Raw genomic sequence first — 14,619 nt, 5'->3', positions numbered from 1 at the left:
ATTTCCTCTCGGTGCTGCACTGCAGGAGGGATTTCTCCGGGTGGAGTCGAACTCCGGACGGAGTTCGCAACAGATCCCGAAAGGGATTTGTTAGGACAGTAACCTAACAAATCCCTTTCATAGCGACAAGAGTCCAGAACGCTGGTATATAACGTTTCGGCCTCAGGGGCGGTGGCGTCACGAAGATGCACTAACAGTCGAGATGACACTAAGATCAGAACAGGAGGTTAAGGTATATATGACCCAAAGCAGAGGCATCGACGTCGCCGTGTCGACCGTGATCCTCACCCTTCGACGCACCGAGAACGGCTCGGCGGTGCTCGCGCTGCCACTCGTGCTGCGCACGCGCGAGCCGTTCGCCGGCCAGTGGGCCCTCCCCGGCGGCTGGCTCACCGAGACCGAATCGGCTGTCGACGCCGCAGCCAGGACTCTGGCCGAGACGACGGGACTGACGCCGAGCTATCTCGAGCAGCTCTACGCCTTCGGGGCCGTCGACCGCTCCCCCACCCGCGTCGTGTCGATCGTGTACTGGGCACTGCTCCGCCAGGATGACGTCGACGCGCAGAGCGCGGCGCATCGGGCATCCGGCAAGGCTCCGGAGAACGTGCGCTGGGTCGACCTCGATGAGCTCCCGGCGCTGGCCTTCGATCACACGAAGATCGTCGAGTACGCCCTGTGGCGACTGCGGAACAAGGTCGGCTACAGCCGCGTCGCCCACGGCTTCCTTCCTGCCGAGTTCACCCTGGCGGATCTCCGCGAGGCGTACGAGGCCATTCTCGGCAAGCACCTGGATCCAGCCAACTTCCGCCGCCAGGTCGAATCCGCCGGCAACCTCCTTCCCACCGACCGGTTCCGCACCGGCAACCACCGACCCGCCCGCCTGTACCGCTACAACACCGACGTCGAGCTGGCCGATCACGGCCCCCTCGGCCCCGAGGAGACGAGCACCCGATGAGCATCACCTTCGTTCCCACACCGGTCGTCCAGCCGATCGACGCCTCTGTCGATCACGCGATCCAGTCGATCGTGTCCGGCGCCTCGACCGACGCGACGTGCGCGACCGACCTCGCCGCCGGCCCCTGGGACTTCGACTCCCGCCCCGGATACGGTCCCGGGTCGTCGATGGGCGACGTCATCCCCACCGGCGCTCCGCGGCAGGGAGAGCTCCCCGCCGAGTACCGAGAGGCCGGCGAGGCCGACCTCGACGAGCGCATCCGCATCGCGAAGGCCACCCTCGGTGACCGCGCCGTCGTGCTCGGGCACTTCTACCAGCGCGAAGAGGTCGTGCGGCACGCCGACTACGTGGGCGACTCGTTCCAGCTCGCGACCGCGGCGAAGGAGCGTCCGAACGCCGAGGCGATCGTGTTCTGCGGAGTGCACTTCATGGCCGAGACGGCTGATCTGCTCTCGGGACCCGACCAGGCCGTGATCCTGCCCAATCTGGCGGCCGGATGCTCGATGGCCGATATGGCGGACATCGATCAGGTCGAGGACTGCTGGGAGCAGCTCGCAGACGTGCTGGGCGACCTCGACACACCCGATGCGGGTGGACGGGTGCCGGTGATCCCCGTCACGTATATGAACTCGTCGGCCGCGATCAAGGGCTTCGTGGGGCGCCACGGAGGAATCGTGTGCACCTCCTCGAATGCGCAGACCGTACTCGAGTGGGCATTCGAGCGCGGTCAGCGCGTGCTCTTCTTCCCCGACCAGCACCTCGGCCGCAACACCGCGAAGGCGATGGGCGTACCGCTCGAGCGGATGCCGATGTGGAACCCGCGCCAGGCGCTCGGCGGATCCTCCGCGGCACAGCTCGTCGACTCGCAGGTGATCCTCTGGCACGGGTTCTGCTCGGTGCACCGCCGTTTCACCGTGGATCAGATCGACCAGGCGCGGGCCGAGCACCCCGGGGTCCGGGTGATCGTGCACCCCGAGTGCCCGATGGCCGTCGTGGACGCGGCGGACGAGGCGGGATCGACCGACTACATCCGTCGGGCGATCGCCGCGGCGACCACGCCGACCACCTTCGCGATCGGCACCGAGATCAACCTCGTCCGTCGCCTCGCGGCGCAGTTCCCCCAGCACGAGATCTTCTGCCTGGACCCGGTGGTGTGCCCCTGCTCGACGATGTACCGCATCCACCCCGGGTATCTCGCCTGGGTGCTCGAAGAGCTCGTCGCGGGCCGCACGCCGAATCGGATCACGGTGACGGCGGACGTGGCCGACCCCGCCCGCATCGCCCTCGAACGGATGCTGGCGGCGAAGCCGCCCGTGGCGGCGAGCGCCCGGTGAACGTCGTCGTCGTCGGCTCGGGCATCGCCGGACTCACGACGGCCCTGCACGCGCACGAGACCGGCCACTCGGTCACGATCGTGACGAAGGGTGCGCTGGGCGACGGCTGCACGGGGTACGCGCAGGGCGGCGTCGCCGGAATCTACGGCGTCGGCGACTCGGCGGCACAGCACGCCGCAGACACCATCGATGCCGGAGCAGGACTCTCGGATCCCGCCGCGGTCGATGTTCTCGTGCACGAGGGCGCGACCAGGATCGCGGAGCTGATCGCCCGAGGCGTCGCGTTCGACCGCTCACCCGACGGGCGGGTGCTGCTCGGGCGGGAGGCCGCGCACCGTCACGCACGCATCGTGCACGCCGGAGGGGATGCCACGGGAGCAGCGATCACCCGGGCGTTGGTGGCCTCGGTCCGCGACGCGGATGTCACCGTCGTGGAGGGCGCCTTCCTGGCCGACGTGATCGCCGAGGACGGCGTCGTGCGCGGCGTGCGTGTCCAGGTCGGCGGGGCGGTCTCGGAGCTCTCCGCCGACGCGGTCGTGCTCGCCACGGGCGGCGCAGGGCACCTGTATGCGCACACCACGAATCCCCTCGGCACCACGGGTGACGGCATCGCCGCCGCCGTGCGGATCGGGGCCGCGGTGGCCGACCTCGAGTTCGTGCAGTTCCATCCGACGACCCTGGCCGAGGGTTCCGCCTTCCTCGTCTCGGAAGCGGTCCGCGGCGAAGGGGCGACGCTGGTGGACGCCGACGGTCGGCGATTCGTCTTCGACAGCCACCCGGACGGCGAGCTCGCCCCGCGCGACGTCGTCGCGCGGGCGATCGCCCGCCAGTCCGCCCGACAGGGCTCCCCCGTGCGTCTCGACGCGACCAGGATCGGCGGACTCAGGCTCGCGCAGCGGTTCCCGACGATCGATCGAGTGACGCGGGAACGCGGTCTCGACTGGGGCTCCGCTCCGATCCCGGTGACACCCGCCGCCCACTATCTGATGGGAGGCGTCGTCACCGACCTCGACGGGCGCACCTCCGTCCCCGGGCTCTTCGCCGTGGGCGAGGTCGCGCGCACCGGCGTGCACGGTGCGAATCGTCTCGCCTCGAACTCGCTGCTCGAAGGCGCGGTCTTCGGAGCCCGCGCGGCAGCCGCGCTCGGCACGCCCTGGCAGCATCCTCCCGTCAGCTCGCAGCGCGGCTCGGCGCCTCGCGCACCTCTGTCCGAGGAGTCGGAATCCACCGGCGAGATCGCTGTCGGCGCCGACTTCAGTCGCGCAGCGCTGCAGCGCCTGATGTGGGACCACGTCGGCCTGCTGCGCTCGGAAGAGGGTCTGCGACACGCCGCAACCATCGTCGGCCGCTGGCTCGCCGCGATTCCCGAGCCGGCCACCGTCCGCGAGCGCGAGGATGCGAACCTCCTCCTGCTCGCCCGCGCGACCGCGTCTGCCGCGCTCGCTCGCACCGATTCCGTCGGTGCGCACTTCCGCGAACCCCTCGCCTCACCTCTCCTGGAGACAGTCTGATGCTCACCGCCGCCCACATCACCCGCGTCGTCAGCGCAGCCCTCGAGGAAGACGCCCCCTGGGGCGACCTGACGAGCGCGACCCTGCTTCCCGCGGATGCCACCGCCACTGCCGACCTCGTCGCCCGCGAAGCGGGCACCTTCAGCGGCGGCGAGGTGTTCGCGGCCGCGTTCCACCTCACCGATCCGGCGATCGCGGTCGACGTGCATGTGGGCGACGGAGACGCCTTCGATGCGGGCGACGTGCTCGCCTCGGTATCCGGCTCGGCCCGCGGCATCCTCACCGCCGAGCGCATCGCTCTGAACTTCACCCAGCGGATGAGCGGTGTCGCGACAGCCACCGCCGCCTACGTGCGCGCGGTCGAGGGGACATCGGCGCGGATCGCCGACACGCGGAAGACGACCCCGGGCATGCGAGCGTTCGAACGGCATGCGGTGCTCTCGGGCGGTGGTCACAACCACCGGTTCTCGCTGTCCGATGCGGTGATGGCCAAGGACAACCATCTCGCGGTGCTGAAGCGCTCGGGCGTCGACCTCGCCTCGGCTCTGCGGGATGCGCTCTCCCGGCTGCCTCACACGACGCACGTGGTCGTCGAGGTCGACCGGCTCGATCAGATCCCCGCCGTGCTCGACGGGGGTGCGCACACGGTGCTGCTCGACAACTTCTCTCTCGACGACCTGCGCGCCGGGGTCTCGATGATCGGCGATCGCGCGCAGGTCGAAGCCTCGGGCGGGGTCGCTCTCGACACGGTCGGGGCGATCGCGGCGACCGGGGTCGACGTCATCTCGGTCGGCGCCCTGACGCACTCCGCCCGGGCGCTCGATCTCGGTCTCGACGTGCGGATCGACTGACGGGGATGCTCTATCTCGATCACGCCGCAACGGCTCCGGTGCGACCGGAGGTCGTCGAGGCCATGCGCCCGTTCCTGACCGGGGTCTTCGGCAATCCGTCGAGCCACCACACGTACGGTGAGGCCGCGGCGAGCGCACTCGATGACGCACGGTCGCGGGTGGCCCGAGTGCTGGGCATGCGCGCGGGCGATGTGATCTTCACATCCGGTGGAACGGAATCGAACAATCTCGCGGTGAAGGGCATCGTGCTGGCAGCCCTCGCACGCGGTCGCCGGCATCTGGTCGTCTCGCCGATCGAGCACGAGTCGATCCTCGAATCCGCCGACCACCTGCGGCGCTTCCACGACGTCGAGGTGACGCCGATCCCCGTCGACGGCCTCGGCAGGATCTCCGTCGCCGCTCTGACGCAGGCCCTGCGCGATGACACCGCACTGGTCGCCTTCGGACACGCCAACAACGAGATCGGCACGGTCCAGGACGTCGCCTCCCTCGCAGCAGCCGCGAGGGAGGCAGGCGTCCCGGTGCATGTCGACGCCGTGCAGTCTGCGGGGTGGCTGCCGCTCAGCGGCCTCGGAGCGGATGCCGTCGCCATCGCCGGGCACAAGCTCGGAGCTCCGAAGGGGATCGGAACGCTCGCCGTGCGGGGGCGCGTCGCGCTCGAGCCGCTCATGCACGGGGGCGGCCAGGAACGAGGACGCCGTTCGGGCACCGAGAACGTCGCGGGCGCGGTGGCTCTCGCGACAGCGCTGGAGCTCGCCGACGCGGAGCGCGAAGAGGCGAGCGCCCGGGTCGCTGAGTCGACGGGGCGCTTCATCGCCGCGGTGCACGCACTCGTGCCGCAGGCGGCCCTCACCGGCGACCCCGTGGCACGGCTGCCCGGCACGGCGAGCTTCACGTTCGCCGGAGTCAGCGGGGAGGCTGTCCTGCTCGAGCTCGAGCGTCGGGGAGTGGTGTCGTCGAGCGGCTCTGCCTGCACCGCCGGAAGCGACGAGCCCTCGCATGTGCTTCTCGCATGCGGGATCTCCCCCGCGGTCGCGCAGACCTCTGTGCGGTTCACCTTCGGACGCGAGGCGCTCCCGCACGACCTGGCCGAACGGCTCGCCGGGCTGGTCGCCGAATCGGTGCGCGCGGTCACCCACCCCTGAACGACGAGCCCGACCGGCCGGCCATAGACTCGGCTCGTGACCGCCTCCGCCCCGATCGTGACCCTGATCGTCCCCGGCCGCGACATCGGCGCCTTCGCTCCTGCCGCACTCGAGTCGCTGCGCTCGCAGACCGAGACGAGGTGGAACGCGATCCTCATCGACGACGGATCCAGAGACGACACGGCGGAGATCTTCGCCGCGGCCGCCGCATCGGATCCACGGTTCCGGGCGGTGCATCACGAGGCGTCCCGAGGCCTGGGTGCCGCGCGGAACGTCGGCATCGACCTCGTCGACACTCCCCTGATCGGCTTCCTCGACGCAGACGACGAACTCACGCCCTCGGCCCTCGAACGACTCGTCGGGACGCTCGCCGAGACCGGCAGCGATTTCGTCGCCGGCGCCTACGTGAGGTCGCGCTTCGACGGCGAGCGCTACGTCGCGGGGCGCGTGCAGCCGTGGGTGTCGGCAGCGACGTCGCCCGAACGACTCGCCACCACGATCGCGGAGCACCCTCGAGCGAGCGCGAACATCGTGGCTTGGTCGAAGGTCAGCCGCACCGAGTTCTGGAACGACCTGAGGTTCCCCGAGGGCGTCGCCTACGAGGATCAGGTGGTCGCCCAGCTGATGTACACACGGGCGCGCAGCTTCGATGTCATCCCCGACACCGTGGTGCGCTGGCGCCTGCGCGCGGACGGCACCTCGATCACGCAGGGGCGTGCGAAGCTCCCCGTGCTGCGCGACTATCTCACGGCTCTGCGCGGAGGAATCCGCGTGCTGCACGAGGCGGGAGCACAGGCCGCCGTCACCGCCCGTCTCGAGCTGATCCTGGCCATGGACATTCCGCCGCTGCTCGAGATCGCGCGCACGCACACCGAACCGGACTACTCAGACGAGGTCGACGCGTTCGTCGCCGAGATCGAAGCACTCCCCGAGCACGCCGCCGCCCGCCCCGATCCCGCCCTCACCGCCGCGCTGGCGTGGTGAGACCCGCACTCTGGAGACCGATGAACCAGTACCTCGCCGACCTCTTCTCGCTCGAGGGGCGCACCGCCGTCGTCACGGGTGGCAGCTCGGGCATCGGACGCGGCATCGCGACGGCACTCGCGAGCGCGGGCGCCTCGACCGTGATCGTGGCGCGCGGTGAAGCGCGGATTGCCGAGACCGTGGCGGAGCTCACCCGCGCCGGATGCCGGGCGGCAGGAGTCGCCGGAGACCTCGGCACGCGGGAGGGAATCCGAGCCCTCGCTGAAGCGGCCGTCGAGCCGTTCGGCGAGCCGGACATCCTGGTGAACTCCGCAGGGATCAACATCCGCCCGCCGTTCGCCGAGATCACCGAGGACGACTGGGACGCGACGATGACGGTGAATGCGCTCGCCCCTTTCCTGCTCGGCCAGCGCTATGCCACCGGCATGGCCGAGCGGGGCTACGGGCGCCTGATCCACATCAGCTCCCAGCAGGCCCATCGCGCGTTCGTCGGCAGCGGCGTCTACGGCGCCTCGAAGGGAGCCGTGGAGTCGCTGATGCGCTCGGAGGCCGAGGCATGGGGAGGCACCGGAGTCACGAGCAACAGTCTCGTCCCCGGGTTCGTGCTCACCCCGCTCAACGCCCGGCTGCAGGAGGACCCCGAGCAGATCGCCGCCCTCGCCGCACGGACCATGATCGGACGCAACGGACTGCCGTCGGATTTCGCCGCCGCGGCCGTGTTCCTCGCCGGCGCCGGCTCGAGCTACGTCACCGGGCAGTCGATGTTCATCGACGGCGGCCTGTCGGTGCACTGAGCACGTCTCACCCCTCGGCCGGGTAGACCCGCTCGTCGGCACGGGACACGTCGAGCAGCGGAACCGGAGCGGTGAGCGCGTCGACCGCATCCGCCCCGGCGGAATCCTCCGGAGCCCGGTCGGCCCGACGGTGGGCGAGGGCCGCGCGCACGCCTCCCGAGACGGCCGTCTCGACGGCCCTCTCCGTATCGAGCACACGCGAAGCGGCCACCTGCTGCGCGGCGAGCTCGGCATAGAGACCGCCCCGCGCGAGGAGCTCTGCGTGAGTGCCCGACTCCACGATCAGGCCGGCTTCGACGACATGGATGACGTCGGCCCCCATGATCGTCGAGAGTCGATGCGCGATCGTCAGCGTCGTGCGCCCCTTGGCCGCTTCGTCCAACGCCTCCTGCACGACGCGCTCCGACACCGTGTCGAGAGCGGACGTCGCTTCGTCGAGCAGCAGCACGGGCGGATCCTTCAACAGCACTCGGGCGATCGCGATGCGCTGCTTCTCACCGCCCGAGAGACGGTATCCCCGTTCTCCGACCACGGTGTCATAGCCGTCTTCAAACCCGCTGATGATGTGATGGATGTTCGCTGCGGTGCAGGCGGCGATCATCTCCTCGTCCGTCGCGTCGGGTCTGGCGTACAGCAGGTTCTCGCGGATCGTCGCGTGGAACAGGTACGTCTCCTGCGAGACGATGCCGACCTGGTCGATGATCGACTCCTGCGTGAGGGTCTTCACGTCCGCTCCCGCGAACAGCACCGCGCCGCCATGCGCCTCGTACAGTCTCGGCGCCAGATACAGCACCGTCGTCTTGCCCGCACCCGAGGGACCGACGAATGCGACGTGCTGACCGGGCTCGGCCACGAAGGAGACGCCCTGCAGGGTGGGGCGAGCATCGGGTGCCGCGTCCGGATAGCGGAAGACGACGTCGGCGAACTCGATCCGTCCCCGTGGCCCCGGCGCTTCAGCGACCGTGATCGCATCCGGGGCGTCCTGGATCTCGGGCACCAGGTCGAGGTACTCGAAGATGCGCGCGAACAGCGCGGACGACGTCTGAAGGTCGAGCGACACCCGCATGAGGCCCATCAGCGGCTGCAGCAGACGGGCCTGAACGGTCGTGAAGGCGACGACGGTTCCCGCGGTGATCGCGCCGGTGCCGCCGGCGATCAGGTAGCCCGAGACGAGGTAGATGACCGCGGGGACGCTCGCCATCAGCACCTGGACGACCGCGAAGAAGCCCTGCCCGCTCATCGCCCGCCGTACCTGCAGCCTCACCTGGTTGCGGTTCTCGGCCTGGTATCGCTGCGATTCGGTGCGCTGTCGGTTGAACGCCTTCGACAGGAGCATCCCCGACACGCTCAGAGTCTCCTGCGTGATGGAGGTGAGCTCGGACAGCGACTCCTGGGTCTCGCCGGCGATGCGCGCACGGACCTGCCCCACGCGTCGCTGCACGATGATGAGGAACGGCATGAGCACGACAGCGATCAGCGTGAGCCGCCAATCGATCAGGATCATCGCGACGAGGGAGGCGATGACCGTCACGACATTGCCGAGGATGCTGGTCACGGTGTTGGTCAGGACGCCCGAGACGCCGCCGACGTCGTTCTGCAGACGCGACTGGATGACGCCGGTCTTCGTCCGGGTGAAGAATCCGAGCTCCATGGCCTGCAGATGCTCGAACAGCCGGACCCGCAGATCGCCCGTGACGCTGTTGCCGACGGTCGAGGTGAGCCAGGTCTGCGCGACGCCGAGGACGGCGGAGAGGAGGAAGAGCCCGACCATCGCCGAGACCAGCCAGATCAGGAGCTGCAGCTGGGGGCCACCGCCGTCGACGGGGAAGAGCGCGTCGTCGAAGATGCGCTGCACGATCAGCGGTGGGATCACGGCGATGGCGGCGCCGATCACGACCAATACGCCGGTCCAGAAGATGCGCCAGCGGTACGGACGGAACAGCGCGATCACCCTGGATCCGAGCCCGCTGATGCGCGGTGCCTCGGCGTTGAGCCGACGCTGTGCGCTCTCGTCCACACCGCGGAATCCCCCGCGTCCACCACCCATGCTCATGTCGCCAGCGTAGTCAGCACGCATGACCCCGGGACGCGCTCAGCGCGGGCGTCCGTCCGCTGAGAGCGGATTCAGAGGGATCCGGAATGAAATGTCCGAACCTGTGGTTACGCTGAGTGGTCCCCGCGCACTCGCGCGATCTCCCCCTCTCTTCAGTGCCTTGGAGGCCGTATGTCTGCCGTCGACACCGGGTCGATCACCACGCCCCCTCCCGCGCGCAGCGGCGAGATCGCCCGCAGCGACATGCGCGTGATCTGGCTCCTGCTCGTCGCCGCGTTCGTCGCGATCCTCAACGAGACCACGATGGGCATCGCGATCCCCCATCTGAACGTCGATCTGGGCATCCCGCCCGAGCTCGGCCAGTGGCTGACGAGCGCATTCATGCTCACCATGGCGGTCGTCATCCCGACGACCGGGTTCATCCTGCAGCGCTTCACGACCCGTCAGGTCTTCATCGCCGCGATGATCTCGTTCTCGCTCGGAACCCTGGTCGCCCTCGTGGCGCCCGGATTCGAGATCCTCCTCGCCGGCCGCGTCATCCAGGCCGCCGGCACGGGCATCATGATGCCGCTCCTCATGACCACCATCATGAACGTCGTCCCCGCCCAGTCGCGCGGACGCATGATGGGGCGCGTCGGACTCGTCATCTCGCTCGCTCCCGCGATCGGACCGACGCTCGCCGGTGCGGTCCTCGAGACGCTCCACTGGCGTGCGCTGTTCGCGATCATCCTGCCCATCGCGCTCGTCTCGCTGCTCATCGGCGTCAAGTGGATGACCAACCTGGGTGAGACCCGCGTGGTCCCCCTCGATGTCGTCTCCATCCCGCTCGCCGCTCTCGGATTCGGCGGCATCGTCTTCGGTCTCAGCCAGTTCGGCGGCGAAGGCGGATCCGGCGAGACCGCCGGTGTCGTCGCTCTCGTCGTGGGTGCCGTCGCACTCGCGCTGTTCGTGTGGCGCCAGCTGGTGCTGCAGCGGGTCGACGACGCACTGCTCGACCTGCGCGTGTTCCGCTCGGCGAACTTCACATTCTCGGTCGTCATCATGACGATCCTCGCGCTGTCGATGTTCGGGACGCTGACCCTTCTGCCGCAGTACCTGCAGAACGTCGCCGGCCTCAACGCCCTCGAGTCCGGTCTCATCCTGCTTCCCGGTTCGGTGCTGATGGGTCTGCTCGGCCCCATCATGGGTCGGGTGTACGACGCACGCGGCACTCGCCCGCTGCTGATCCCCGGAACGATCCTCGTGTCGGCCGCGCTGTTCTACTACTCGACCGTCGGCGAGCACACCGTGTGGTGGGTCCTCATCATCGTGCAGGCGGCCATGTCGGTCGGACTCGCGATGTCGTTCACGCCGTTGTTCTCCGCGTCGCTCGGGTCGCTGCAGCGTTCGCTGTACTCACACGGCTCCGCTGTGCTGAACACCCTCCAGCAGGTCGGTGGCGCGGCGGGCGTGGCGGTGCTGACGGTGACGTACTCCGCCATCCTGCACGCCGGAGAAGCCGAAGGGCTCCCCACGGCGGTCGCCGGTGCGCCGGGTGCCCGCATGGCATTCCTCATCGCCGCGATCATCTCGCTGGCTGCGGTGGCGCTGAGCCCCTTCGTCCGCAAGCCCGCTGACGACGTCTCCGGCGGAGCGCACGGCGGACACTGATCGTCCCGCTGCGGCGGCGTCTCCTGCTACTGCGTCTTCGGCGCAGGGAGGTGGCAGACGCCGCCGCTGCAGTACCCGGCGGCGTCGTCATCAAGCAGGTTCGGAGTTCCGGTCAGCGGCTGAAGCACGGTCGGTGCGTCCTGCTCGGCGGAGTCCTGTGTCTTGGCCATCATTCGATCGTACGCCTGTGGCGACGGCATGGCGCGGAAATGCGGCGGCGGCCGGGGCGGCTGATCATCAGACGTTCTGCCCTACGGTGGACGAGTGCTCAAACGACTCCTCGCCCGCTTCTTCTGGGCAGTCAGCCGCTGGACCCTCTCCGCCGAGGCCACTCCTCAGAGACCCACCATCCTCATCGGTGCGCCGCACACGTCCAACTGGGACTTCGTGCTCATGCTGGCGATCGCGTGGAGACTGGGCATCGAGGTGCACTGGCTGGGCAAGAACAGCCTGTTCCGCGGGTGGCGGGGTCCGATCATGCGTCGTCTCGGCGGCATCGCCGTCGACCGCGCCGACCCGGCGCGGGTCGTCAACGACGTCGTGGCGCAGGTCCATTCCGGCGGCGTCTTCGGCCTCGTGATCACGCCCGACGGCACTCGCGGGGGCAACGAGTACTGGAAGTCCGGCTTCTATCGGATCGCACGAGAGACCGGGATGCCGGTGACTCTCGGTTTCGTCGACCGCACCACGATGACCACCGGACTCGGCCCCACGATCGAGCTGACGGGGGACGTCGCCGCCGACATGGACAGGATCCGCGCGTTCTACGCAGACAAGGCCGGTCTCCGTCCCGAACGCCGCACCGTTCCGCGGCTGCGCGAGGAGCACGCGAACGGCGACAGCTGACAACGCCGTTTCAAGCCGAGTCCTCCTGCTCGATCTCCGACCGGGCCTCGGAACGGGCGTACTCCAGATCGTCGTCGGACAGCGTCTCGGCCATGCCGACCACAGCCCCGGTGATCGTCCTGATCTCATCCCGCGTCCGCTCGCCGAGGTGCGGCGCGGTGTCTCCGAGCACCTCGACTCGCGCCTCGAGCGACAGCCCGGGCCACCACTCGCGGATCGGTGGAAGCGTCATCCCCTGCTCCTCGAGTGCATCTGCGCAAGAGTCTGGACAGACTCCGAGCGGTGCCGCAAAACTGACTCCATGAAACCCGACCACCGATCTGCACCGTCGAGCGAGCTCGACGACCGACGAGACGGACGCGACGAGACTCGGAACGAGCGCGCCGACCGCAACTGGGAGGAACTCCTGCAGGAGCTGCGAGTCATGCAGACCGGTACGCAGATCCTCACCGGATTCCTGCTGGCCGTCGCCTTCACTCCCCGCTTCGAGGACATGGACGAGGTCCAGAGGGATCTGTACGTGGTGCTGGTGGCACTCGCCGCGCTGGCGACGATCCTGGCGCTCGCGCCGGTGGGCATGCACAGGGCGCTGTTCGGTCGCCGCCGCAAACCCGAACTCGTCCGGGTGGCCGCTCGGATCGTGAAGATCGACCTCGTGGCGATCTCCGCACTGACGATCGGTGTGACCACCCTCATCATCGACTTCACCGTCGATCGCGCCGCCGGGCTCATCGCGCTCGTCTCCTCACTGGTCGCCGTCCTCCTTCTCTGGCTCGTCCTCCCGCGCCTGGTCCGGCGAGAGGCCGACCGTACGCGGGAGGACGAACGAGAGTGAGACGTCAGCTCAGCTGGTCGCGGGAGTGCGGTTCTCGGCACTCACCATCCACGCGAACTGCTCCAGGCTCTCGAGCACCGCGTGCAGGATGTCGGCCGACGTGGGGTCTTCCTCGTCGACGGCATCGTGCACGTCGCGGATCGTCCCGATCGTCGCCTCGAGGCGCGCGGTGATGAGGTCGATCGTGTCGGTCGTCGAGACCTCGCCCATCGGGAACGCGGGAAGAGAGGTCGATTCCGCGATCGTGTCCGTGCGTCCGTCGGGCACCGCGTGCAGTGCCCGCATCCGCTCGGCGACCGTGTCGCTGAACGTGCGCGCGGCGTCGATGATCTCGTCGAGCTGACGGTGGGTGTCGCGGAAGTTGCGTCCGACGACGTTCCAGTGAGCCTGCTTGCCCTGCAGTGAGAGCTCGATCAGGTCGACCAGCACGAGCTGCAGGTTCGCGGCGAGGGTGGGCGACGCCGCGAATCCCTTCTCGGCGTTCTGCCTTCTCGTCGTCTTCGCTCCGCGCTTGGATGCGGTGCCGGTCTTGGACGCGCTCTTGGACGTGCTCTTCTCAGCCATGAGTCCTCCTGGGGTTGGAAACTGCGAGACTAGCTCCGCTCGCGACCCGTATCGAGGGGGTTGACAGTCCCCCCGGTCTCATCAGATCGTGGCGCAGTGACGAAATCAGAGAGAGCACAGACCGAGATCGACGACCACGCATCGGATGTGGTGATCGGCCCGACCTCGGAGTCGGATGCGGGTGAGGTGCTCACCCTGCAGCGCGCGGCGTTCGTGTCGGAGGCGCAGATCTACGGCAGCGCCGATATGCCCCCGCTGACCCAGACGCTCCCCGAAGTGGAGGCCGAGCTGCGTTCCAGCAGCGGCCTCGCGGCGCGGAAGGACGGACGGCTGGTCGGGGTCATCCGGTTCGTCGAGGACGACGGCGTGCTACTGATCGGCAGGATCGCGATCGCGCCCGACATGCAGGGAGAGGGCATCGGGCGCACGCTGCTCGACGCGGCGGAACGCGCGTCGAGCGCGGATGTGGCCGAGCTCTTCACCGGCAGTCTGAGCGAGGCCAACATCCGCCTGTACGAGTCATGCGGATACGAGGAGGCCGAGCGCGTGCCGCAGGGCGACGGAACCGAGCAGGTGTTCCTGAGAAAACCTCTGCATCAGGTGTGAGACCCCTCTGAACGGGCGCGTCGGGTTGAATCGTCCCGCCGAGTGCGGAATCGTGGCCCGTCACGCCGCACCCGCGTCGTGACCGCAACCGGAAGGAGAGTCTTGTGCTCACCCTCACCGATAACGCCACCGCAATCGTGAACACCCTCGTCAGCCGTCAGACCGACGCTGACGACGCCGGGCTTCGCATCCACTCCACGCCCGCCCCTGGACCGGATGGGGGTGCGCGCCTCGCCGTCCTCGTGACGCCGGACCCGGAACCCGACGACCAGGTCGTCGAGGTGTCGGGCACCCGACTCTTCCTCGATGAGACCGCCGCAGCCGCGCTCGATGACAAGGTGCTCGACGCCGGCGTCGATGACGAGGGATCCGTGTCCTTCGCCGTGCTTCCGCAGGTCTCCTGAGGAGATCCGCCACCGGATGCCGCGGCTCATCGAGCCGCGGCATCTGGGACTGCCGCGCATCCGCCTCGCGTAGGTTAGACGGAGACC

At 69.0% G+C, this 14,619-nt stretch carries 16 protein-coding genes; 12 read left to right on the top strand and 4 right to left on the bottom strand.

All coding sequences use genetic code 11. From position 1 onward, the window contains the following. Positions 1-238 precede the first annotated feature (238 nt). The 7 genes from ACIPV5_RS08065 to ACIPV5_RS08035 are packed head-to-tail and all read left to right on the top strand — an operon-like array spanning position 239 to position 7,574. Positions 239-955 (top strand): NUDIX hydrolase, encoded by a 717-nt coding sequence (locus tag ACIPV5_RS08065; protein WP_400340676.1) that lies wholly within the window; start codon positions 239-241, stop codon positions 953-955. Beyond that, complete coding sequence (nadA, locus tag ACIPV5_RS08060) at positions 952-2,289, top strand: quinolinate synthase NadA (RefSeq protein WP_053095554.1); 1,338 nt, start codon at positions 952-954, stop codon at positions 2,287-2,289. Before ACIPV5_RS08065 ends, nadA begins: the two co-directional genes overlap by 4 nt. Further along, a complete protein-coding gene (gene nadB / locus ACIPV5_RS08055) occupies positions 2,286-3,800 on the top strand; it encodes an L-aspartate oxidase (RefSeq protein ID WP_400340674.1) in 1,515 nt (504 codons plus the stop codon). The genes nadA and nadB overlap by 4 nt, the downstream gene beginning before the upstream one ends. Next, on the top strand, positions 3,800-4,651 hold the full coding sequence (nadC, locus tag ACIPV5_RS08050; RefSeq protein WP_053095552.1) for a carboxylating nicotinate-nucleotide diphosphorylase: 852 nt from the start codon (positions 3,800-3,802) through the stop codon (positions 4,649-4,651). Before nadB ends, nadC begins: the two co-directional genes overlap by 1 nt. A gap of 5 nt (positions 4,652-4,656) precedes the next feature. Beyond that, positions 4,657-5,796, top strand: a complete 1,140-nt coding sequence (locus tag ACIPV5_RS08045) for a cysteine desulfurase family protein (protein WP_400340672.1) — start codon at positions 4,657-4,659, stop codon at positions 5,794-5,796. A gap of 36 nt (positions 5,797-5,832) precedes the next feature. Further along, positions 5,833-6,780, top strand: a complete 948-nt coding sequence (locus ACIPV5_RS08040) for a glycosyltransferase family 2 protein (protein ID WP_400340671.1) — start codon at positions 5,833-5,835, stop codon at positions 6,778-6,780. Between the two features lie 20 nt (positions 6,781-6,800). Further along, the gene (locus ACIPV5_RS08035; protein WP_400340670.1) at positions 6,801-7,574 is read left to right on the top strand and encodes an SDR family NAD(P)-dependent oxidoreductase; all 774 of its coding nucleotides are present in this window, start codon (positions 6,801-6,803) and stop codon (positions 7,572-7,574) included. 7 nt (positions 7,575-7,581) lie between these two features. Here the strand turns inward: ACIPV5_RS08035 and ACIPV5_RS08030 are convergent, their stop codons facing one another. Beyond that, positions 7,582-9,627 carry an ABC transporter ATP-binding protein gene (locus ACIPV5_RS08030; protein WP_053099050.1) on the bottom strand — a complete coding sequence of 682 codons (2,046 nt, stop codon included), beginning with the start codon at positions 9,625-9,627 and terminating at the stop codon, positions 7,582-7,584. A 171-nt stretch (positions 9,628-9,798) separates the two neighbouring features. On the opposite strand from ACIPV5_RS08030, the gene ACIPV5_RS08025 reads away from it, so the two are divergent. Then, positions 9,799-11,277, top strand: a complete 1,479-nt coding sequence (locus tag ACIPV5_RS08025) for an MDR family MFS transporter (protein WP_053095548.1) — start codon at positions 9,799-9,801, stop codon at positions 11,275-11,277. A 26-nt stretch (positions 11,278-11,303) separates the two neighbouring features. Here ACIPV5_RS08025 and ACIPV5_RS08020 read toward each other — a convergent pair whose 3' ends face one another. After that, complete coding sequence (locus ACIPV5_RS08020; RefSeq protein ID WP_400340668.1) at positions 11,304-11,447, bottom strand: hypothetical protein; 144 nt, start codon at positions 11,445-11,447, stop codon at positions 11,304-11,306. Positions 11,448-11,541: 94 nt separating this feature from the next. Between ACIPV5_RS08020 and ACIPV5_RS08015 the strand changes: the two genes are divergently transcribed. Beyond that, positions 11,542-12,123, top strand: coding sequence for a 1-acyl-sn-glycerol-3-phosphate acyltransferase (locus tag ACIPV5_RS08015; RefSeq protein ID WP_400340666.1), 582 nt, complete (start codon positions 11,542-11,544; stop codon positions 12,121-12,123). 10 nt (positions 12,124-12,133) lie between these two features. On the opposite strand, the gene ACIPV5_RS08010 is transcribed toward ACIPV5_RS08015, so the two are convergent. After that, positions 12,134-12,355 (bottom strand): hypothetical protein, encoded by a 222-nt coding sequence (locus ACIPV5_RS08010; protein ID WP_053095546.1) that lies wholly within the window; start codon positions 12,353-12,355, stop codon positions 12,134-12,136. Positions 12,356-12,424: 69 nt separating this feature from the next. Between ACIPV5_RS08010 and ACIPV5_RS08005 the strand changes: the two genes are divergently transcribed. Continuing rightward, positions 12,425-12,958 (top strand): DUF6328 family protein, encoded by a 534-nt coding sequence (locus ACIPV5_RS08005; RefSeq protein WP_400340664.1) that lies wholly within the window; start codon positions 12,425-12,427, stop codon positions 12,956-12,958. Positions 12,959-12,967: 9 nt separating this feature from the next. On the opposite strand, the gene ACIPV5_RS08000 is transcribed toward ACIPV5_RS08005, so the two are convergent. Further along, the gene (locus ACIPV5_RS08000) at positions 12,968-13,522 is read right to left on the bottom strand and encodes a Dps family protein (protein ID WP_295101954.1); all 555 of its coding nucleotides are present in this window, start codon (positions 13,520-13,522) and stop codon (positions 12,968-12,970) included. Positions 13,523-13,618: 96 nt separating this feature from the next. On the opposite strand from ACIPV5_RS08000, the gene ACIPV5_RS07995 reads away from it, so the two are divergent. Together ACIPV5_RS07995 and ACIPV5_RS07990 are read left to right on the top strand one after the other, a co-directional pair. Continuing rightward, a complete protein-coding gene (locus ACIPV5_RS07995; protein WP_372984305.1) occupies positions 13,619-14,128 on the top strand; it encodes a GNAT family N-acetyltransferase in 510 nt (169 codons plus the stop codon). Between the two features lie 104 nt (positions 14,129-14,232). Further along, the gene (locus tag ACIPV5_RS07990; protein ID WP_053095543.1) at positions 14,233-14,532 is read left to right on the top strand and encodes a Fe-S cluster assembly protein HesB; all 300 of its coding nucleotides are present in this window, start codon (positions 14,233-14,235) and stop codon (positions 14,530-14,532) included. The last annotated feature ends 87 nt before the right edge of the window (positions 14,533-14,619 follow it).

Source organism: Microbacterium sp. NPDC090014, from assembly GCF_044748285.1.
Lineage (GTDB): Bacteria > Actinomycetota > Actinomycetes > Actinomycetales > Microbacteriaceae > Microbacterium.
The sequence above is the reverse complement of the archived record's forward strand: the minus strand, read 5'-3'. Positions and strand labels throughout refer to the sequence as shown.

Excerpts from the sequence above, each read along its gene's own strand:
- ACIPV5_RS08065 (WP_400340676.1), top strand. The coding sequence starts at position 239 with ATGACCCAAAGCAGAGGCATCGACGTCGCCGTGTCGACCGTGATCCTC.
- nadA (WP_053095554.1), top strand. The coding sequence starts at position 952 with ATGAGCATCACCTTCGTTCCCACACCGGTCGTCCAGCCGATCGACGCC.
- nadC (WP_053095552.1), top strand. The coding sequence starts at position 3,800 with ATGCTCACCGCCGCCCACATCACCCGCGTCGTCAGCGCAGCCCTCGAG.
- ACIPV5_RS08045 (WP_400340672.1), top strand. The coding sequence starts at position 4,657 with ATGCTCTATCTCGATCACGCCGCAACGGCTCCGGTGCGACCGGAGGTC.
- ACIPV5_RS08035 (WP_400340670.1), top strand. The coding sequence starts at position 6,801 with ATGAACCAGTACCTCGCCGACCTCTTCTCGCTCGAGGGGCGCACCGCC.
- ACIPV5_RS08030 (WP_053099050.1), bottom strand. The coding sequence starts at position 9,627 with ATGAGCATGGGTGGTGGACGCGGGGGATTCCGCGGTGTGGACGAGAGC.
- ACIPV5_RS08025 (WP_053095548.1), top strand. The coding sequence starts at position 9,799 with ATGTCTGCCGTCGACACCGGGTCGATCACCACGCCCCCTCCCGCGCGC.
- ACIPV5_RS08020 (WP_400340668.1), bottom strand. The coding sequence starts at position 11,447 with ATGGCCAAGACACAGGACTCCGCCGAGCAGGACGCACCGACCGTGCTT.
- ACIPV5_RS08010 (WP_053095546.1), bottom strand. The coding sequence starts at position 12,355 with ATGACGCTTCCACCGATCCGCGAGTGGTGGCCCGGGCTGTCGCTCGAG.
- ACIPV5_RS08005 (WP_400340664.1), top strand. The coding sequence starts at position 12,425 with ATGAAACCCGACCACCGATCTGCACCGTCGAGCGAGCTCGACGACCGA.
- ACIPV5_RS08000 (WP_295101954.1), bottom strand. The coding sequence starts at position 13,522 with ATGGCTGAGAAGAGCACGTCCAAGAGCGCGTCCAAGACCGGCACCGCA.